Below are 18,824 nucleotides of genomic sequence, written 5' to 3' on the forward strand. Positions count from 1 at the left end.
GTTGCCCCATAGTCCGGCCGCACCGCCGGCCCCCCCGGCCCCACCGATGCCGCCAGCAGCGCCGCCAAGGCCACCTGCACCCCCGGCCCCGCCGTTGCCGTACAACCAACCGCCGGCTCCTCCGGCTCCGCCGGCTCGGCCGGGGGCGCCGGTGCCTCCGGCCCCGCCATTGCCGATCAACCCGGCTGCGCCGCCCGCGCCGCCCAAACCGTTGTAGCCATTGCCGCCGTTGCCGTAGAGCAATCCACCGGCCTGACCATTGGGATTCGCTGCGCTGCCGGCAACACCGTCACCGATCAGCGGGCGCCCCAGCAGCGTGTTCGTCGGCGCATTGATTACCCCCAGCAGTTCTTGCTCTACCGCCTGTAGTGGATTGGCGTTGGCGGCTTCGGCGGTTGCGTAGGATCCTGCGCTGGCGTTGAGTAGCTGGATGAACTGGTTGTGAAACTGCGAGACCTGGGCGCTGGCGGTCTGGTATGCCTGCCCGTGTGTGCTCATCAGTGTGGCGATAGCCGTCGAGACCTCATCAGCGCCGGCTGCCAGTACCGTGGTTGTCGATGCTTTCACCGCGGTGTTGGCCTGTTCAAGCGCGGATCCGATCGTCGTGATCTGCGATGCCGCCGCCGTGACCGACTCTGGGGTGGCGAAGAGAAAAGACATGGGAATCCTCGTGTGTAGTCGGACGGGGGTTTGGAAAGCGGGCGGCACTGTCTGGCGTTAGTCTACGTTAAGACGCTGCGAAAAGTCGCCCGCCTTGAACACTGCATGTGAGTTAATGTGAACCTGTCTAGCTATGACGCCCCTAACGCGCCGATGACCAGGCGAGTGCTGCGCGGATTTGATGCTGCGAAGTTCGCTGCACTCCGCCAGGAACGCGGCTTGAGCGTCTCCGATCTAGCACGACTGGGCGACATCGGGACCTCCACCATCCATGCGTGGGAAGCTGGCACCCGCACCCCACAGGTGGATCTCCTTGCACGCGTCATGGACGTTCTCGGCGCTGCAATCGACCAGGTCGTCTGCATTGACCCCGAAGAGCGCTACCCCGGAGATTGGCGCGTCATGAAAGGAATGACACAACCCGAACTCGCGGCAGCCGCCAAAATCGCCACCACAACCCTGCGGGCGATTGAGCGCGCCGACCAGGCGCTGAGCGACCACAACGCCAGAACCCTTGCTGCGGTACTGGGTATCAGCGTTGATACTTACCGCGCAGCTTATCGCCGCGCCCGAAGCCGTCCGCCCGGAACGCAGGTATAGCTGCGGCACCCCCGCGGCCGGGCCTGCGGAAGGCGGACTTCGTCGGCAAAGGCGACCTTCCTCATGGCCAAGGTGGCGTTGCATTAGCAAACCTTGGCCAACGACTCACTGCGCAGGACCTGTGCGCTCGCATCGATGATCTTGCCGACCGTGTGGTGCCGCAGCGTCAGGCGGCGACCGATGTCCCGGTTGGGCAGATTGTGTTCGTAGCTCATCCGCAAAACGTTTGCGATCTCCTCGCGGTCTATGTCTTTGACCGTGATAATTCCGAGCACCTTGTCGGCCAAATCGACGTACGGCAGCACCGACCCCTTGTCAGCGTCAGTGTGGTCGCGAATCGGCGGGGTCGCCGCGGGCGCCGGGGCTACGCCCTGGTCGGGGTCTAGCCGGTCTGCTGCGGCAGTCGCTGCGGTCAACGACGAGTGTGCGGGTGCGGGCACGTCGCGCGGGCGCACCGTCTGTTGCTGACCCGCCGGGGTTGCGCGTTGATCGGCGGCCGAGCTGGGTCGACGCACCCGCATCAGGATGGTCAGACCGTGGATGCTGACGACGACCGCGATCGGAGCGACAGCCCCGACCGCGGCCCGCAGCATCCAGGGCAACTCCTGCTCAGGCGGCAGGACCGCGTGCAGGTCGTTGCCGCCGACGCTGACTAGCAGTCCGCCGATCAGAACGGCCCAGAAAAACCGTCGGGCGCGGTGTTCGGACATGCAGACCACGGCACCGAGGGTGGCCAACAGTGTCGCTCCGTCCACCGTGCAAGGCCACAGCCAGGCTTGGCTGGGCGGGACGTGTGACCGCACCGCTACGTCGGCCAGCGCGGTGAAGCTCAAAAAGAAGCTGGCCACGCCGACGAAAACGGCCAGGCTCACGGCCGCGGCCTGGATAGCCAGCACCGCCCAGGGGTATCGCTGGATGCTCGCTTCCATCGTCATTTTGTCCTCTCGCAAATACTGGGTGCAGACGTCGTGTGCGGCGTGGCTGTGCAGGCCGTTCAGCAGGCCACCTGGTGTGCGGTGCTGCCGTCGAGATCCTCGGGCGGGTCGTCATCGTCGGGCCCGTCCTGGTCGAGGCTGGCGGTGTCGCCGGCCGCCGGCACGAGCAGCGCGGTCGGCTCGACAACGGTCCAGCAGACCCGTTTGCGGCCGTCTCGAATTGTCCTGCGGATCAGGCCATGGCCCTCCATGCTGCGCAGGTGCCGATATACGCCGGTATAGCCGTGAGTGGTGCGGCGGTAGGCGACAATATGCCAATCCGTGTGGCATTCAACGATTTTGATTCCCGGACCGAGCCGTTTGAGGTCACACAGCTGAGCGCAGGGAACGTGGGTTCGCTCCGGCTTCCACGGCATCCGTTGTGCCAGTTCGGCTGTCGATAGCGGGACGGGGCTGCGACGAAGTTCTGCGAGCAGGCCTTCGCGCAGCGCGATGGTGTCGGCCGTGGTCAACGCCGCCGCCCACGCCGCGCTATGACCGCCACACCGCCCGGCTCGGATGATCGCGGCTCGCGGCCGGCGCGACGACGACGCTCGTAGAGATTCGACCGAACCGGGATCAGCTGCGCAAGCCCCTCTGCGACTCGTCCCTGCCGCCCCCCGATCGCACGCAGGAAAGACCCTGTGCCAGCGACATCGTCGGGCACCAATGCCGCCAGCGCTACGGTGAGTGCTTGCAGTTCATAGCGCGGCATCTCTTGAAACCGGCGCCAGACATCCACCGGAGACGAATCTCCGTGCACGTCCTCAACCACCGTCATCGCTTGAGCGAACAGCTTCTCGCACTGCGTGATTCGGAACTCCCGGCTGGAGAACGCCACCGGAAGTGCTGCGACGTCGAGACGGTAGCGAATCTCGGCGGCAGGTGCTGATGGCACTTCATCGAGCAGCAGAGCCGCCCGCACGATCGCCCGATCAGTCCACCGATCCTTGCCGCCGCGCGACCGCGGCGCGGTCCACCCGTCCAAGGCGAACTCATCGGGAAACATGCGCAGCACCCGGTTCAAGGCACTGGCCGCGATGCCGAAGAAGGCGGCGACGTCCGCGATCGATGGCGATCCGGCCAAGACGTCCACCTGACCGTCGAGCAGCTCGTCAAAAACATCGACTCGGCCCACCAGTTTATTGCGGCGCTCTCGTGCCCGCTCCTGCGCTTTCTTCTCAGCTTCGGCCCGCAGCACTTGGCGGTCTTGTGCCTCTCGGTCGGTGTTGTCGTGGTCGTAGAAGGCGTGATTGAACAGGGCAGTCATCGCTAGTGCCCTCCTAATCGTTTGTAGGAATGGGTTGATCGGTCGAAATGACCGGGACTATTTCTGATCGGTCTGCTGCCAGGTGACGCCTGAGTTTTCCCGTCGTTCGACGACTTCTGAAAGAACGGCGCGCCTGGCGGCAGACCTCCCGGTGAGGTGGTGGGATTCCGTTGCCCGAGCCTGCCGCAGGGTTGACTTCCCGATGGTTGTTCCCGAGCCTTGAGCTCTTCGACAGAACGAAGTCTTGCGGTGCGCTGGAGTCACGGACGGCTAGTGAGATGACGGACCTTTGAGTCCCACGATTAGGGCGCCGCGTGAGTCCACCGGTAACGGCACGATGATCAACCCAAGGAGCCAAGGAACATTGAGACAATATTGCGGAATTGATTGGGCGACAGCCCATCACGATGTCGCGGTGATCAATGATGATGGCAAAGTGGTGGCCCGCGGCCGGGTCAGCAACGACGCCGCCGGATTCGCCGCACTGCTGACGCTGCTGGCCGAAGCCGGCGACACCGCCGAGGATCCGATCCCGATCGGGATCGAAACCGACCGTGGCCTGTTCGTCGCGGCGTTGCGCGAAACCAGCCGGGTGATCTATCCGATCAACCCACTGGCTGCCTCCCGCTACCGGGCCCGGTACTCGGTCTCGGGCGCCAAATCCGATGCCACCGACGCGGTGCTGCTCGCCAACATCGTGCGCACCGACCCAGACGCGCACCGCCCGTTGCCGGCCGATACCGATCTGGCCCAAGCGATCCGGGTGTTGGCCCGGGCCCAGCAGGATGCGGTCTGGGCGCGTCAGCAGGTCGGCAATCAGATCCGCGATCTCCTCAAAGACTTCTACCCGGCCGCGCTGGTCGCGTTCGCCGGCCTGTCCGAAGGCGGACTGGCCCGCGCCGATGCCCGCACCGTCCTGACCGCCGCGCCGACGCCCACTCAGGCCGCCAAACTGACGCCGGCCCGGTTGCGGCGGCTGCTGATCAAAGCCGGCCGCAAACGCTACCTCGACCGTGACGTCGAGCGGCTGCGCGACATCTTCACCGACAACTACCTGCACCAGCCACCGGTGGTGGAGAACGCGATGGGCATTCACCTGACCGCGCTCCTGAGCCAGTTCGACGCGACCTGCGCTGCCGCCGACGCACTCGCCGAGGCGGCGATCGCCCATTTTGACCAACACCCGGACGCCAAGATCATCACCAGCTACCCCGGACTGGGGATGCTCGCCGGTGCCCGGGTGCTCGCCGAGATCGGTGACGACCGCTCCCGTTTCTCCGATGCCCGCGGACTCAAAGCGTTCGCCGGATCGGCGCCGATCACCCGTGCTAGCGGCAAAAAAACCGTTGTCCTGCACCGCCATATCAAAAACCGTCGCCTCAACGCTGTCGGCCCGATCTGGGCACTGGCATCGCTGCGCGCCTCCCCGGGAGCCCGCAGGCACTTCGACGCCCGCCGCGCAGCCGGAGACTGGAACCATCAAGCCCAACGACACCTGTTCAACAAATTCCTCGGCCAACTCCACCACTGCCTGCACACCGGCCAGCTCTACGACGAACATGTTGCGTTCCCACCTCCTATCCAGCTCGCGGCTTGACTATTAACTTCGTGAGATGTCTTTCTTGGTGGTCGGGTTGAGCAGACTGCGTCGGACCAGAACCGACCACGGTGTGGGTCGCATACCGACGAAGCCGCGGCCCCAGGTGCGGTCGGCGAGCCGTTGGGGATGGGTGAAAACCCAGTGATAGACCGGAACGTCGGGACGGACCTTGGGTTGCCCCCACGGTTGGCAGCATCCGCGAGAGCGGTGCACGTCGACCAGGGCCGCCGCGCCCAGCCACCCTTGCTGGCTGGTGTGCCACCCGGCGTTCATGCCGGCGTTGCTGGCTGCCTTCACCCCCGCGTCGTCGATGCGGGTACCGCCGTAGATGAGCACCGGCCCGCGGTAGTCGGTGGACCATGTTCGATTCTCGATTGTCTTGCCGCCCAGTCGTTCTGGGACGAGCAGCAGTGAGGCCCACGGTCGGCGCACGGTGATGCCCATCGCGTGCCCGGTCGCGGCATACAGCGAGTTCGGCGGGTTGGCAAGGTCCAGTAAAACCCCGCGATGGCATCCGGGGTCTCCCAGAGCACAGGTGCAGGACAAGTCCCGCCCGCGCAGGGCGGCGATGTCGGCCAGTCGGTCTGGTTGGCCGGCGAGGGACACCGCATAGCGCACCGTCGCCCCGAGACGCTGTTCATCGGTCAGCGCCGCGGTGTCGTACGTGTTGGCGAACGCAGAGCCGGCCGCGACCGATACCGCGCCGCGTGGCACCGGCAGTCCCGCGCGCTGCACGCGCGGTTGCGGGCCGGCCACCGTCGGTGTCCAGAGGTCGGGGTGGTGCTCAAAGACGGCCAGAGTCATAGTCGGTCCTACTCGCGTGATGGGGCAAAAGACGGCTAGGGTGCTGCGCGTTTACGGGCTGGGTGTCGAGCGCCCTGGTGGCGGTGGTTGATCACCGGGATCCGGATGATCTGACGTCGCTGTCCGCGTCGTCGGTGCGCCGTTGTGCTCGTTGCGGTCGCGGTAGAAGCCGGCTGCGCTGTTCGGCGGGGGCGCCCCACCCTGTGATCGGCCCGGCGCGCTCCCGCCGTGCGTGTCGTGATGGTGGCCGCGGGCCCCGGCGCCGCGGTGGGCTAGCGATGCGCCCGCAGCGACGGGGATCGCGACCTCCGGGGCCACGACCTCGGCGGCACCGCGGGCGGCGGCGCGACCGGCCGCCTGGCCACCGGCGGTGGTCGACGCGCGTGCAGCGGGGGCCGCAGGTGTGCGTGCCGGGACGCCGCCGCCGCTTCCCGGACCGCCGCCGGGACGTGATGGGGTCGGCGCGGTACCGAAGTGTGGGTCCGGGCCGTTGCGTCTGGGCCGCTCGGTTGGGGTGGGGTGTGCTTGGCGGCCGGGTGGTTGCGCGCCCGGGCCGCCGTGCTCGCCCTGCCCCTGCCCCGACGCCGACTGTTTGCGGTCTTTCAGACGCCCGCGCCAGGTGTTGAGGACCCGGCCGCTGTACTCAACCTCGTTGACGGTGCGGGCGGTTCCGGTAACGGCGCGATATCCGCCCCGCGCCAACCGCACAGGGCCGGGAATGCCGTGGTCGCCGAAGGCCCGCAGTAGCGCAAGACGGAAAGCCAGCGCGCCTACCACGGCCAAGAGCACCATCACCAGCACTTTGGCCAGCGGAGCGGTCATCGCGATCGTTCCGGGCAGCGTTCCGCGGGTGACGCTGGCCATGACGAGGACAAGGATGCCCAGTCCGGCGGTTGCGGCCATCATCTCCGCGCCGTGCAACAGCATCCGCCCGGCGGCTTTCTTCGCGAACTGTCGGGGCGGGCCGGGGAATGCTGCAATAGCCACGGCGGGAACGACGATGAACAAATTCCAGAAGGCCTTGAAGCCCACCCGGAACGCCTCGATACCCATGTAATCGAGTGACCACAGAATCAGTAGGACAAGGCAATTAATGATGAAGAACAACCCGGCGGTAGTCGCGTCGAGGTGTAGGGCGTGGGCGTAGGCGCTAGGAGCGCATGACTTCACGGCTTGAGCTGCGCCGGCGCCACTGAGTAGTGCGCTGTTGTAGACACTCGCGCACCCGGGAACGTCGTCGATCAGTTGGCCGAAGTTCACCAGCTGCACCACGTCGCGGACGAGCACATCGACCATCCAAGAGGTCAGAGTGTCCAATTGCGCGCTGGTGCCGCCTGCGGCGACCGGCCCATTGTGGACGACCCCCTGGGCCAGGGAGAAGCCCAAGGACCGACCCATACCCAACAGTCCGTTGTCGCTGATCAACTCGCCCGTGGGGTCGCGTAGCAGCAGCCAGAACACCAGCAACGCCACAAACCCGCCCAAGATGATCCCAATACCCGTACTGAAACCCGTGGTAAGACAGAGGATTCCGCCGACCACGACGGAGAACAAGATGCCACCTTCGAACAGGTGCATCCGCTCGATCATCGCCTTCATGGTGTCCACGATCGGGGAGGCGATCGCACCCAGCCAGGAAAGCCACAACACCCCCAGGGCGAACTTGATGAGCCAGATGCCCACCGAGCACACACCAATCAAGAACGCGGCTTCCCCGGCCAGGAACATGTTGAGTTGGGCGTAGGTCAGCGAGGTGTTCAGTGAAGACATGATGGCCGGCGCCCATGTGGTCGGGTCGACACCAAATTCCGGGCCGTTGGAGCCGATCATCTCCATCAGCGGGGGCAAGGACACGAAGTGCTGGCCGATCGGAACGCCATAGCTGTCGTGTAAGCCGGTAAACGACCATGCCGAGCCCAGGGTGTCGGCGGTCGCCGTAGGCGCGGTCACAACAGCCAAGAGCGAAGCACCCCAGATGGCTTGGACGATGAACCAGAAGCGGCGGATCCGGGGCCGCGTGTACAACCACGCGGCCAGCAGTTCAGTCATGCTGCCCACTCCTGCCCTTGGACTTCCATGTCGCGCGTATCGAAGGCAGCCAACAGGTCTGGTTGGACCGGGGGCAGCATGTCCACCAGTCCGACCCGCCCCAGATCGTCGAAGAGGTAGGCCAGCCCGCGGCCGGGCTGCACCTGCATTTGCAGCACATTGGGGTATTCGTCCGGGTCGATCCCCAACCGCTTAAAAGTCGACTTCGCATACTCAAGGTCAGTCGGCTTGAACGGCGTCACCACCCGCATCGGCAGGTTCTGGATGCCGATGCCGTCGAAATGCTCCAGGTATTGCGAGATGCCTAGCAGGCCGTAACGTTCCTTACGGCCCTGATTGCCCATCCGCTCAGCGTCCTTACGGCCCACCGGGGACGCGAAGTACTCGCGGGCTTCCTCAGTCACCAAGAATCCGAACGCGCCTGGGCGGCGGCTCGGCCCGGTGTAGGACAGCCGCGTCAAGGAGGCGATCATTCCGTAGATCGCCAAACCCGCACGGGCGCGCGGCGATTGACGCTTGTAAAGGTGGACTTCGTCGGTCTCAGACGTCGTCGGCAACTCTTGCCCGGCCATCTGCCAGATCACCGCGTCCTTGTCGGCGATCGGCGGCACCGGCAGCGACTCGTCGAACATCGCACGCAGATAATCCTTTTCGGAGAAATAGATCAGACTGTCAGCCAGCTCCTCATACTCGGAGTAGGCCGCCCGGTCGAGATTCTTGAAGTAACGCACCAGCCCGCCAAGGGATTCGGCCACTCGGTCATCGGGACGAAGGAGCCGTCCCAACTGGCGTGCCGGCGCCGACACGGCATCCATGCCCATCATCGGCAACAGGTGATCGAGGGTGTGCTCGACGGCGTGTTCGCGCGGGAAGATCCGCAGACCGTCCAACGACCACCGACTGGTGTAGGGGTTAATGGTCAGGACGCGGTCGCCGTGGTGCGCCAGCGCGGGAATCCACTCACCCAGCGTGCCCGGGTCGATAATCGACACTTGGTGCCCGCGTTTGATGAGCGCATCAGTAACACGCTTGCAGGACAACGACTTTCCGCCCCCAGGAGGACCGATCCACAGCATGCCCGGAGCGCCCCGGCGCTCCTTGAAACCCTCGAAATCCAGCAGCACAGGGCGGGGCCGTCTGGTGGCCAGATTGGCTGCGAACAGGATGCCGGTGTCGTGGCCCAGCTGGGAGCCCACCAGCGGCGCATACCGGGCCCAGTGCTCAGTGGTGGTGGGCTGCTTGAATTGGCTTCGTGGCGTGTTGCCTTCGCTCCCCGGCTGGCCCAGCTGCCACAGCGAAGCCTGTGCACCGTGACGAGCCGACAGCGCGGTGCCAAGCTCCTCGGCGAAATGGGTCCTGAGCTGCTGTACGGCGTCGGTCAGGTGCGCTGCGGTCGCGGCGCCAACCGCTAACACCGTCGCGGCGTGCACACCGCGTTCCAGTTGGCTGGCGTTGAGCGCATTCTCGTATTCCTCGCCAGCGGCGTAGCGCCGGGCCAGGTCCGCGTCACGGGTACCCGACATCTGGAAAGACTGGTCGTCGAGGTTGCGTTGTGCGCGATCGACGGTGCTCAATTCCTGTTCCCGGGTAGTGATGCTGACGTGCTGGTACCAGTCGACATCGGCGGTGATGTCGACGTCATAGGCCGACTGCAGGATCTCTGCACCCGGGAAACGCAGGCCACCACGCGGCAGCTCGGCGACGACGAGCATGCTCTGGTAACTGTCGCAAGATGGCCCGCGCAGAACCACTAACGGGCGCAAGGACGGGAACACCCGCCGCCACCAGGAGCGGTGCTGTTTGCGTCGCTGCTGGTCGCCTTCGTCGAACTCGACCGGCATCATCCATGCAAAATCCTTGCCCGCCAGGCGACGTGGCCCCCCCGGTTCGTGGGGAAAGGGCCGGTTGAGCGCACCGCGCGTCCAGTGCCGTTCGTAGAGCCACATGATCTGCTGCGGGGTGGCCGGCCTCGGCGCGAAGGTCGCCGGAATCTTCCCCAAAATTTGTGCGACGACCTCACGCAACGCATCGAGGCTGTCGGGGGCGTCTTGGTCGCGACCGATGACCGCGCTGGTCAGTTTGGCCACCGACCCCGCCGCTGAGCGACCCGCCATCCCCGCGTCCACGGGAACACGAACACCGAATACCTGCTCATAGAAGAGGTTCTCGGCGAGAAACGGTTCCCACTCACGCACTTCGCGGATCCAGCGCGGCTGGTGTTCGCGGCCGGCGATCATGCGCTGCTGCAACCGCTTGGTATCCACGCGCGGCGATACTCCCCAAAACACGATCCCCGACGGCAGCTGGCGCACTAATGGCCGGTGGCCAGCGGCGATTGCGCGCCGAGCGGCGAAGCGCTGCATACCGCTGGGCTGTTCAGCGAGGATGAAATCGGCATAAACGCCACCCTTGGTGAACACCAGATTGTCGATGACCGCTTTGGGGGGTGACTTCCACAGGTCACGCTTGCCCGAGACCGCGGCGCGGGACTGGGTACCGATGAAGCAGTTCAGCACCCACAACATCCGATACCGCGGTGAGGGGCGGGAGATGGGAATCTGGCGGGCCGCGTAGGTCGCCATCGCGGTGAACATCAGCCCGAACATGCATATCCAGCGGGCGTACCCGTCATAGAACCAGACGTACATTCCCCAGCCGGTAAGACCCAGCCCCAGGATCGCCGCAGCACCGTCCCACGGACCCCATGGGCCGAGTGGGATCCTGGTGTGCTCGTCGAGGAAGCCGAGCCGTTTCGGGAAGTTCAACACATCGGCGAACGACTTCGCCGTCTCCTGCTGGTCTTCTGCCATCGTGGTCCTTCCCCATTTGCAGGTGTGGTGGCGGTGGATGCGGCTACTGGCCGTATTGACCGGTGAGCACGTTGCCGCCGTGCCGGTTGACGGTGTTCTCGACTGACGCGGTCAGCCCGACGGCGCCCAGCGCGATGGCGGCCAGCGCGATTCCGCCGATGAGCTTGCCCGCTGCGGCGCCAAATCCTTTGTGGATGCTGACGATTCCGCCGACGATGCCGGAGATGATCAAGCAGATCGCCAGCGGGTAGCGCATATCGTTCCACAGACTCGGGATCGCAGTGAGCAAGTCGCCGGCGGCGACGATGGTGGTGATCATGGTGGTGCTTCCTTTTCTCAGAGGTGTTGATGGACTTGTTAATTCGCCGGTGGGGCGCTCATAGGTGCCACCGGAGTGATGTTGTCGTCACTGGAGAGCACAGGTGCCCGGTCAATCCCGGCCACCGACCAATGCCCGCCGACGCCTCGCAACGTCAACGGGTAGGTCATTGCCACGTTGGCGTACTGCGAGGTCAAGGCGGTCACCTGAGCCAAGACCTGCGCGGTTTGGCCGTCGGCGGGTTGGGCGGGCACTGGACCGGTCGCGGTGACCGAGGTGACCAGTGGCAAGGGGTTGCCCTTGTCGTCTTTGCGCGCCAAATAGGGTGCGCCGATGCTGACCAGCATGGAATCGGTTGTCACATACCGGGCGACATCTCCCGTGCCGGTCAGGTAGGCGGTGATGAACCCCGACACCACCTGGTAGGCGTTGTCGGTGCTCGCGAGGGTGCGCGGATATGCCACAGCGAGATTGGCGCCTGGTCCGGGCCCGCTGACCTGAAACGGCAGGCCGGTCGCCCGTGGCCCGAACCGCGACCACAGGACCGGCACTCGGTAGAGGTACCGGGTGGGCGAGGCTGATTCGTACGGGCGTTCGTTGACCCCCACCACGACCGAAAACACCTCTGCCTCAGCGTCTTTACCGGCATTTCCTTCGTAGGTCACAGCAACCACTGACGGTGATCCCAGGACAACGGCCGGAGTCGTGGGAAGGTTCAAGTCGGCGGGGGTCACCGAAACGAATTGATGCAGTGAGGCCGCGCTGGACGCGGTCGCGGTGAGCCAGGTCGTCACGAAATCTTCGGCGAACGAGGACACCACCGCGGACTTGTTCACCACAGTGCGGGCCGGAGTAGCGACGTCAGTGGGCTCGCCGAACAGGAAGTCCCACACGGTATGCAAACCGCTCAGAGCCGCCAGTACGATCAGGGCGGTGGTCCCGTAGCGCCGCAGGGCCGACGATGTTGTGGACACCCGCCCGGTCCATGTCCGATTCAGTTTCATCACTGGACCGCCACGCTCGCGCCGAGCACGGCATCACGCATCACCACGGCGGCGGAGTCGCGCTGACGGCGCTCCATGTTCATCACGCGGACGAACGACGAGTGCATCGTCGGAGGCGTCGTCGCGGCGACGGCGTGAGCTGCCTCCGCCCAGGCATCGTCGGAGTCGGCGAATGACAGTCGGGTCACCGTGCGCACCAGCCATCCCATGGCGTTGTCGATTTGAGGCTCAGACGCCGCGTATGCCAACGCCGCGAGCGGCTGCATCGCAAAGGACTTCCACACCATCGTGGTGTCGCGGTCGATCGCCGCGGCGCTCCGAAGGCCCACATAGCCGCCTCGACCCGAGGGCCATGCGTTGACGCCCAAGGCGTCCTCTGCGAAGCGCAACGCGTGTTCGATCGAATCCACCGGGACGGTCAACGGAGTGCGCCGTCCACAGCGACGCAGCCACAGCGCCCGCACATCCCAGACGAGCACGCCAAAGCCCATGGCGAGCAACAGGTTCCACGGGGTGCTAGACCAGGTGGCCGGGCTTGTGACCGTCACCTCTGGACCTGCGGTGAGGACGACACACATCGCCGCTGCCGGGGTGAGGACATGCAGGAGCTGGCTGATCTTCCACCGCCGAACATCGGCGTCCGACCACATAACCGGTTTGTTGAGGTATCCGTAGGAGCTGTCACTCATCTGCGTCACACCGCCTCGTGTCCGACGATCTTCAACGCGCTGATGGCGAAGGTGGCGTCGACCGGATCGGAGCCATCACTGCTGCTGGCGCCCGTCGCCGCACCCGTCGGGTACGCCGCCGACGGGTGCGGGGCGACGCTGGGAGCGGAGTCGCCGAACACGCTGGTCAAGTTGCCGCCAGGGGCCGATGTCGGCGGTGCGACCGGATCGGCCGGGGGACGTGAGGTATACCGGATCAGCATCTGAATACGTGATGCGAGAACACGTTTAATCGGTTGCACCGCTTCCCCGTGAACGTTCTGGGTGTTCTGCATCACCGGTGGGATGCTCGGATCATCGGGAAAGCTCCACTGAACGATGCTCACCACACGGTGCTGCGACCACTGCGAGACCCCACTGGCGTCCTGCCCCACCCAGCCGGGGGTCAACGAGAAAGCCGTCAGCACGTAGGTTCGCCCCAGGTCGATAGTGATGACCTGCCCGTCACCGCCTGCCCGCACACACACGAACGCGTTATGGGGATCCATCCCCGACATCGTCTGCGCCGGCGTCGACCCTTCAGCGCAGCTGTTCTGGGCATCGGCGGTATAGGGCAACGGGCGGTCCACGCCCGGACCGGCGGCAGGGGCAGGCGATGACGATGCCTTCGCGACCGCTACCGCCTGCGGCTCACTCAACGATCCGCCCGCTCTGGTCGGCTCCGGTGTGTCGTTGGAATAGAACGCCACGGAACCCACCAGTGCGGCGACCACAGCTGCGGCCGCCACGCCACCAAAGCCCCACAGAAGCTTGTGGTCGCACCGGGCAGGTCTCTGGTCACCGTCGAGTTCGGAATCGAGACTCACCGGACCAGTCGAGGGATCGTCATCGTCGGCCATCAGCGCGGCCACATCCAGTTCCCCGACATCGCCGGGGTCGCCCTCGGTGCCGTATGGGACGGCGTCGGCGCCGGATCCGTTCAGCCCGCGGACCCACTCATCGTCAGAAATCAGCTCGTCGGCACTCATCGCAGCGCCCCGTGTGAGGTCGCCCGCGCCACGATCGCGCTCGGGTGTCGGCGTTGCATCCGTTCCGGGACGGGCGACACCACGGGACGGGCGTGGACCACCGGCGAAAAACCCACCCACACACCCGGCCAGCACCCAGCCGAAGACATCACCTGGTAAACACCCATAGCCGATACATGGGCGTTCGCGAACTGCTTACTTTTAGTGGCGGCGGTGACGCCGGACGGGATCGTTACAGGCGGCGCCGGACGCCGCGAGGAGCTAGCACTGCCCAGACATAGTGCCGCTGCAAAAAGTGCTATGAACAGCACAAATATGCCGCCCAACGCGAGTAGAGCCATGGTGTGAGCCTCTCCCTTCAACCGACTGGCGACATTTTGCGCAGCAGTGGCTACGCTCGTCCTATGGCTGTCGAGTCTGGCAGATAAAAGCACAATCAACAATAGAGGAACACACAATGGGTCACGTAATGCCTGATCGGTACGACGAGCTCCGCCGCGAATGGATCTCCGAACACGCCAGCATCTGGAACGTTCAGAAACGCCGCGCCGAGCTGCTCAACCGCCAAATCCGCAAGCGCATCCGCATGGCGGCGGGCGCACGGCCAAGCCCCTACGACGACAGCGTGATGCACCCGCTGTGGGCCCGGCGGGGCTCGACGGTGGAGATCGTCATCGAGCGCATCGTGATCGGGGTCTGCGCGCTGCTAGCTCCCCTTGGCTGGCTCGCCGGCCGGCTGCTCTACGAGTACACGGTGCGGTTCATTCCTGAGCGCCTGCGGGCATACCCGATTCCGGCACTGTTGTGCACTGCGGTGGGCATCGGAACCATCACCGCACTGCTCTACAGCCCTGATGGCACCCTGGCCGGGACGGTGGTCGCGCCCTACGTGCTGGCCCAAATCCCGGCTACCTTCGCGGCCGCGGGCATCTACGGAATCCTCAACGGCTGGTTGGCCGTTGAGGGTTCGGCGAGTTGGTGGCCCCTGACCCCGCCCCCGCTGCCGGTAGAACTTACCCTGCCCCTGGGACCCGACGACCTCACCGCACCATCGGTGTTCGAGACGTTCGAACCCGCAGAGGTGGTCGACATGACCCCCACCAACCAGATTTCACAGTCCCAACAGCCCCTGCACCTTGTGCGTATCGCCCTGGCGCTTTGCCTGATCGGTGTTGCATGGATGAGTGGTGCTGTGGCGGTGGGCATCCGAGACGCGGTGTTCGACATCGCCCTTGCGCCCGTGCCCGTCAGTGACTACTAAACTAAAGCTCAAGGCCGTAGTCGCGGTCCTGGCTACGGCTGCGATCACGTTCGGCGATTTTCTTGATCAGGTCGTCAAGATCTTTGGCCTGCGGGGCAGCACTGGTGGACGGGATTGCGTCGTCGAGTTCCTGCCTCCGGTAGAACCCCAGCGACTGTGTGACCCGTGCACTGCTACGGGGTAGCTGTGCCGCACGGGCAAGAAGCGTGTCGAGGCCAACCAATTCCGCATCCAGCAAACTCGCCGCGAACACGATGTCCTTCTCACGCCCTGCTGCGAGCTTGCTGACAACGAGATCGTGCGGCTCTACGAACCGCGGCTCTGCTGGATGGCTGGATTGCAGGTTCCAACTCACCAACCGTTCGCGCCAGCCGGCGGGCAGTTCAGCGGTGTCGACATGGATCCCTTCGGCGTACACATGGTTGGTCTCGTGGAATGTGGACATCTCGCCGATCGCGCCTTCAACCTCGTCCGCTTTACGTCGGTCGGGATCGCTGAGGAACGCAATGTCGGCCTCCATCGACATCAACACCGCAGCGGGAAGCTCATCGTCGTCATAGGCGCCGAGGATCGCCTGAGAACCGAGAACCAACACTTGATTGTCCCGGGCAATCTGGCATGACGCCCGCAGGATGTGGGCAAGCTGCTGGCGCCTCACCGCGCCAACTCCGCCAGACGGCGTTGCCGCCGCGCCTCCTTAATCGCGCGAACCTCATCCTGAGGCAAAATCCCAGCGAATGGAGAGCTGGACCGCAGCGTCGCGGCATGCTCGGAGGGGTCTAACAGTGCAGCGATGGTGCATCCCACGCCCCCATCCAGGATTGCCTCCCATTCACGGGCATACGGCTCGCTGTGAACGTCGATAGCTCCAGACGCCCGTCCCCGCGCCAGATTCGCACGAGCTTTCCCGACCACCACCTCCGGGTCTTTGAGCAGGCGCGGGATCAATGCGGCATGCAGCCATAGGGACTGCTCCGCCCCGCCGGCAAATAACACACGCCCACTAGCGGATGCGAGCTTGGCCGTGACGGCGCCTTCGGGAATTCTGCGGTGGCTGCCCACCATGACACAGGGCAGCGCCCCTTGATCGCACAGGTCGACGATGTGTTGCCGAGACACGCCAAGTCGCTTGGCGACCTCGCCAGTACGAAGGAGAATCTCGGTACTCATACGATCAAAGTAAGAAGTATCCACCAAAAACACAACACGATTTGGGGCGCGCGGGACAGCTTGCGCGCCAATACCAGCGTTCGCCGGCGTTCACCGGTCGTGACGAACTCCCCGTCGCAACCGGGTCGCCAATTGGAAGCGCCAGTGGTATCCGAGCCAGAATCGACACATCCCGATCACGGATCACGGATCACGGATCACGGATCACGTTGCCGGCCGGATCGTCAGCTTCGATGAAGTTGTTCGGCGGCAGCTACGGTCGCTGCGCCCCGGCTTGTCTCACGAAGTGCTCATGTCCTATTGCCGCTCGCCATTGCCGCGGCTGCCGCCGGCGGTCATCGGCCAAGCCGCGTCGATACCGGTGGCCAGATCGAGTTGCCAGGGCTGAGCGACGTCCACTAGTAACTGATCCCAGGTCGGCGCTGATGCGCACCTTTCGTCGGAGGCGTCAGCCACCACTTGCAGCGCGGTCTTTCCAGCCAGTATCAAAGTGGGGACTTGGATGTGCCTGATCGCAGCGGGGTGCTTGGTGACCAGGCCCTGTGCGGTTGCCTTGCCAAGCGAAACTGCACCGACCAACGAGTGCGCGGCCAGGCGTAACTCGGTGCGCTTTCGCTCTTGCTGACGTGTCAGCTCGAAGGTCCCAGTTTCGCGCATCGCGTTCAGGTGAACGTGTGTGCGCACAACGACTTCGGTGGCTAATGCGGTCATGCCCGGTGCCACCGTCGCCGATCGAAGATTCAGCCCTTCCCCGGCACGTAAGCCCGAATACGCGTGCAACGCAAGCTTGCTGATGGTCTCGTTGTCCAATTCGTAGAGCAGCGACGCACCGGGGATGGGCAGACTCATCGGCGTGAGGACATCTGCACCCATGTGCATGATCCAGCGCAACAGCGCTTCCTCGAACGAACTGACTACATCGAATCGGCCGCTGACCTTGAGAGTGGATCGCTGGCCGAACGACCATCGGATGCCCTCGAATTCGCCGTCCATGATCTGCTTGAGGGCCTGAAAGGGGCGGGCCAGATCGTGGCCGGCGGACTTGATTCTGTGGGCGCGCCCACCGAATCCGTCACCCATGTAATCGATGGGCAGCTTCTTGCCCGCGTTCTCCCAGAATCGGACGACGCGAGTCTTGGCTACTGCGCTCAGCCGCTGGCGAACTGCTCGGTCGACCGCTGCGTCGAACCATATGCAGGCCGTACCGAGAACACCGGCCAGCCCGACGATGGCGATGTCTGCTGTGGTCCAGCGGATACGCTGACGGCGGCGCCAGTCTTCGAGTACTTCAGCCTGTTGGGGTGTCAGGGCGGCGTCGAGGTCGACATCGGTCCATGAGTTCGATAGACGGAGTTGGTCGTTGAATGTCGTCAGAGCCTCGTAGGATTGTGGCGCAGGCGCTGTCGGTAGTAGTTCGCTCGGGGTCGTTTCACCGGATATCAAGTTGGCGACGGCGGTGTCCATCGCGTCCAGTCGCCGACGCTGAGTGTCGAGGTTGCGGTCAAAATCGTCGGTCATGAGGCTATCGCCGGCAATCGGTCCAGCACGACTTCCAATATGGCTCTTGTATTGTGGGCTTCAGCTCGATCTTCCCGCAATTTCGCCAACTCCTCTTTGAGTGAGCTGTTCTCAGCGCTGAGACGCTTGTTGTCGGCCTTCAACGAGGCGATCCGTTCACTCAGTGAGTTGATCTTCTCGGAGAATTCATTGATGCGATTCTGCAGACCCTCGGCGACCCGCCGCAGCTTCTGGTCACGGTCCTTCGAATCGGCCAGCACCAGCCTGGCCAACAGATCAAGCTTGATGGCGTCTGCAACGACGGCGGCGGCGCCGATGCGGGTGAACCTGGCAGCCGCACCAGCAGCACCCGCGGCGAACACACCTCCAACGCCGCTCACCAGGATGGTTCCGCCCAGGACACCGAATCCACCAGCGGCTAGCGATCCTCCACCGAGAACCGCCAAGCCCGCCGACGTCGCCGCGGCACCGTAAAAGCCCATCGATGCACCGATGGCCCCGCCAACGAGCGGTGCAGCCCAGCCCGCTGTCGCGGCACCCACAACCAGACCAACGACGGACGCGGCAGCTACCCGGCCCCACCTTATTGACTTTCGCCGCAGCTGCTTAATCAGCCCGTCGAATTCCGTTGTCGCGGCGTCGAAATCGTCCTGCGAAACTCCGGAGAGTTGGCCCACCGCAGATTTCAGGGCTTCTTTACGTGCTGCGCTCACCCAGCCCAACGACGGGAACCAGGGATTGAAGGTCATCAACTCGATAAGAAGGATCATCGCCCGCGAACGTCGATCGACTGCGTGAGCCAGGTCCGCAGCCACGCCGGCGCTGAACAGATCGACGTGGGGCATCTCGTCGCCATTTGCGACCAGAAGCTGGCGAAACTCGTCGTGGAACTGACGGATTACGTCCTGCTTGCGTTCCCGGACCTTCTGACGGCGTTCCCGCTCGACGTCATGCTGCATCATCTGCAAACGCAGCGCGTGAAGCGTGATCACCTCGACGGTTGACAACCGCAGCTGTGAGGCCAGGTCATCGTCATCATGCTCAGCCATCCAAGGCTCCCTTCCTCATTTGCCCAGCACAGTAGCGCGG

18 protein-coding genes are annotated in these 18,824 nt (G+C 64.6%); 3 read left to right on the forward strand and 15 right to left on the reverse strand.

The window, feature by feature from the left end; all coding sequences use genetic code 11:
* The coding region (locus AWC27_RS02870) for a PE family protein (protein ID WP_139836729.1) at positions 1-660 on the reverse strand (660 nt) is incomplete at its 3' end.
* Positions 661-813: 153 nt separating this feature from the next.
* Here AWC27_RS02870 and AWC27_RS02875 point away from each other — a divergent pair.
* Positions 814-1,260: a helix-turn-helix domain-containing protein gene (locus tag AWC27_RS02875; protein WP_085669110.1), complete on the forward strand. Its 447-nt coding sequence runs from the start codon at positions 814-816 to the stop codon at positions 1,258-1,260.
* 83 nt (positions 1,261-1,343) lie between these two features.
* Here AWC27_RS02875 and AWC27_RS02880 read toward each other — a convergent pair whose 3' ends face one another.
* The 3 genes from AWC27_RS02880 to AWC27_RS02890 are packed head-to-tail and all read right to left on the reverse strand — an operon-like array spanning position 1,344 to position 3,504.
* Positions 1,344-2,195 carry a DUF2637 domain-containing protein gene (locus AWC27_RS02880; RefSeq protein ID WP_085669111.1) on the reverse strand — a complete coding sequence of 284 codons (852 nt, stop codon included), beginning with the start codon at positions 2,193-2,195 and terminating at the stop codon, positions 1,344-1,346.
* Positions 2,196-2,254: 59 nt separating this feature from the next.
* Complete coding sequence (locus AWC27_RS02885) at positions 2,255-2,707, reverse strand: hypothetical protein (protein WP_085669112.1); 453 nt, start codon at positions 2,705-2,707, stop codon at positions 2,255-2,257.
* On the reverse strand, positions 2,704-3,504 hold the full coding sequence (locus AWC27_RS02890; protein WP_085669113.1) for a hypothetical protein: 801 nt from the start codon (positions 3,502-3,504) through the stop codon (positions 2,704-2,706). The genes AWC27_RS02885 and AWC27_RS02890 overlap by 4 nt, the downstream gene beginning before the upstream one ends.
* A 337-nt stretch (positions 3,505-3,841) precedes the next feature.
* On the opposite strand from AWC27_RS02890, the gene AWC27_RS02895 reads away from it, so the two are divergent.
* Positions 3,842-5,101: an IS110 family RNA-guided transposase gene (locus tag AWC27_RS02895; protein WP_085669114.1), complete on the forward strand. Its 1,260-nt coding sequence runs from the start codon at positions 3,842-3,844 to the stop codon at positions 5,099-5,101.
* A 3-nt stretch (positions 5,102-5,104) separates the two neighbouring features.
* On the opposite strand, the gene AWC27_RS02900 is transcribed toward AWC27_RS02895, so the two are convergent.
* From AWC27_RS02900 to AWC27_RS02930, 7 genes are read right to left on the reverse strand one after another with little or no spacing between them, the layout of a single operon-like run.
* Entirely contained in the window at positions 5,105-5,908 is an 804-nt protein-coding gene (locus tag AWC27_RS02900) for a DUF4326 domain-containing protein (protein ID WP_085669115.1), read from the reverse strand.
* A 51-nt stretch (positions 5,909-5,959) separates the two neighbouring features.
* A complete protein-coding gene (locus tag AWC27_RS02905) occupies positions 5,960-7,957 on the reverse strand; it encodes a hypothetical protein (RefSeq protein ID WP_139836730.1) in 1,998 nt (665 codons plus the stop codon).
* Positions 7,954-10,767, reverse strand: a complete 2,814-nt coding sequence (locus AWC27_RS02910) for an ATP-binding protein (protein ID WP_085669117.1) — start codon at positions 10,765-10,767, stop codon at positions 7,954-7,956. The genes AWC27_RS02905 and AWC27_RS02910 overlap by 4 nt, the downstream gene beginning before the upstream one ends.
* Positions 10,768-10,810: 43 nt before the next feature.
* Entirely contained in the window at positions 10,811-11,086 is a 276-nt protein-coding gene (locus AWC27_RS02915) for a hypothetical protein (RefSeq protein WP_047316699.1), read from the reverse strand.
* A 38-nt stretch (positions 11,087-11,124) separates the two neighbouring features.
* A complete protein-coding gene (locus AWC27_RS02920; protein WP_245846807.1) occupies positions 11,125-12,060 on the reverse strand; it encodes a conjugal transfer protein in 936 nt (311 codons plus the stop codon).
* A 29-nt stretch (positions 12,061-12,089) separates the two neighbouring features.
* Positions 12,090-12,779 carry a hypothetical protein gene (locus AWC27_RS02925; RefSeq protein WP_139836731.1) on the reverse strand — a complete coding sequence of 230 codons (690 nt, stop codon included), beginning with the start codon at positions 12,777-12,779 and terminating at the stop codon, positions 12,090-12,092.
* Between the two features lie 5 nt (positions 12,780-12,784).
* Positions 12,785-13,786, reverse strand: a complete 1,002-nt coding sequence (locus AWC27_RS02930; protein WP_085669120.1) for a hypothetical protein — start codon at positions 13,784-13,786, stop codon at positions 12,785-12,787.
* A gap of 469 nt (positions 13,787-14,255) precedes the next feature.
* On the opposite strand from AWC27_RS02930, the gene AWC27_RS02935 reads away from it, so the two are divergent.
* Entirely contained in the window at positions 14,256-15,047 is a 792-nt protein-coding gene (locus AWC27_RS02935; RefSeq protein WP_245846808.1) for a hypothetical protein, read from the forward strand.
* Position 15,048: 1 nt separating this feature from the next.
* On the opposite strand, the gene AWC27_RS02940 is transcribed toward AWC27_RS02935, so the two are convergent.
* The 4 genes from AWC27_RS02940 to AWC27_RS02955 all read right to left on the reverse strand — a co-directional run bounded on the left by AWC27_RS02940 (position 15,049) and on the right by AWC27_RS02955 (position 18,784).
* Entirely contained in the window at positions 15,049-15,705 is a 657-nt protein-coding gene (locus tag AWC27_RS02940; RefSeq protein WP_139836732.1) for a DUF6036 family nucleotidyltransferase, read from the reverse strand.
* Positions 15,702-16,217, reverse strand: coding sequence for an excisionase family DNA-binding protein (locus AWC27_RS02945; RefSeq protein WP_085669123.1), 516 nt, complete (start codon positions 16,215-16,217; stop codon positions 15,702-15,704). Before AWC27_RS02945 ends, AWC27_RS02940 begins: the two co-directional genes overlap by 4 nt.
* Positions 16,218-16,514: 297 nt before the next feature.
* Entirely contained in the window at positions 16,515-17,735 is a 1,221-nt protein-coding gene (locus tag AWC27_RS02950; protein ID WP_085669124.1) for a hypothetical protein, read from the reverse strand.
* Positions 17,732-18,784, reverse strand: a complete 1,053-nt coding sequence (locus AWC27_RS02955) for a cell division protein ZapB (RefSeq protein ID WP_085669125.1) — start codon at positions 18,782-18,784, stop codon at positions 17,732-17,734. The genes AWC27_RS02950 and AWC27_RS02955 overlap by 4 nt, the downstream gene beginning before the upstream one ends.
* Positions 18,785-18,824 lie beyond the last annotated feature (40 nt).

The organism is Mycobacterium szulgai, from assembly GCF_002116635.1.
Classification (GTDB): domain Bacteria; phylum Actinomycetota; class Actinomycetes; order Mycobacteriales; family Mycobacteriaceae; genus Mycobacterium; species Mycobacterium szulgai.

What these genes read in the sequence shown, in the direction of transcription:
- AWC27_RS02875 (WP_085669110.1), top strand. Translation starts at nt 814, where the DNA reads ATGACCAGGCGAGTGCTGCGCGGATTTGATGCTGCGAAGTTCGCTGCA.
- AWC27_RS02880 (WP_085669111.1), bottom strand. Translation starts at nt 2,195, where the DNA reads ATGACGATGGAAGCGAGCATCCAGCGATACCCCTGGGCGGTGCTGGCT.
- AWC27_RS02890 (WP_085669113.1), bottom strand. Translation starts at nt 3,504, where the DNA reads ATGACTGCCCTGTTCAATCACGCCTTCTACGACCACGACAACACCGAC.
- AWC27_RS02895 (WP_085669114.1), top strand. Translation starts at nt 3,842, where the DNA reads ATGATCAACCCAAGGAGCCAAGGAACATTGAGACAATATTGCGGAATT.
- AWC27_RS02900 (WP_085669115.1), bottom strand. Translation starts at nt 5,908, where the DNA reads ATGACTCTGGCCGTCTTTGAGCACCACCCCGACCTCTGGACACCGACG.
- AWC27_RS02905 (WP_139836730.1), bottom strand. Translation starts at nt 7,957, where the DNA reads ATGACTGAACTGCTGGCCGCGTGGTTGTACACGCGGCCCCGGATCCGC.
- AWC27_RS02910 (WP_085669117.1), bottom strand. Translation starts at nt 10,767, where the DNA reads ATGGCAGAAGACCAGCAGGAGACGGCGAAGTCGTTCGCCGATGTGTTG.
- AWC27_RS02915 (WP_047316699.1), bottom strand. Translation starts at nt 11,086, where the DNA reads ATGATCACCACCATCGTCGCCGCCGGCGACTTGCTCACTGCGATCCCG.
- AWC27_RS02925 (WP_139836731.1), bottom strand. Translation starts at nt 12,779, where the DNA reads ATGAGTGACAGCTCCTACGGATACCTCAACAAACCGGTTATGTGGTCG.
- AWC27_RS02930 (WP_085669120.1), bottom strand. Translation starts at nt 13,786, where the DNA reads ATGAGTGCCGACGAGCTGATTTCTGACGATGAGTGGGTCCGCGGGCTG.
- AWC27_RS02935 (WP_245846808.1), top strand. Translation starts at nt 14,256, where the DNA reads ATGCCTGATCGGTACGACGAGCTCCGCCGCGAATGGATCTCCGAACAC.
- AWC27_RS02945 (WP_085669123.1), bottom strand. Translation starts at nt 16,217, where the DNA reads ATGAGTACCGAGATTCTCCTTCGTACTGGCGAGGTCGCCAAGCGACTT.
- AWC27_RS02950 (WP_085669124.1), bottom strand. Translation starts at nt 17,735, where the DNA reads ATGACCGACGATTTTGACCGCAACCTCGACACTCAGCGTCGGCGACTG.
- AWC27_RS02955 (WP_085669125.1), bottom strand. Translation starts at nt 18,784, where the DNA reads ATGGCTGAGCATGATGACGATGACCTGGCCTCACAGCTGCGGTTGTCA.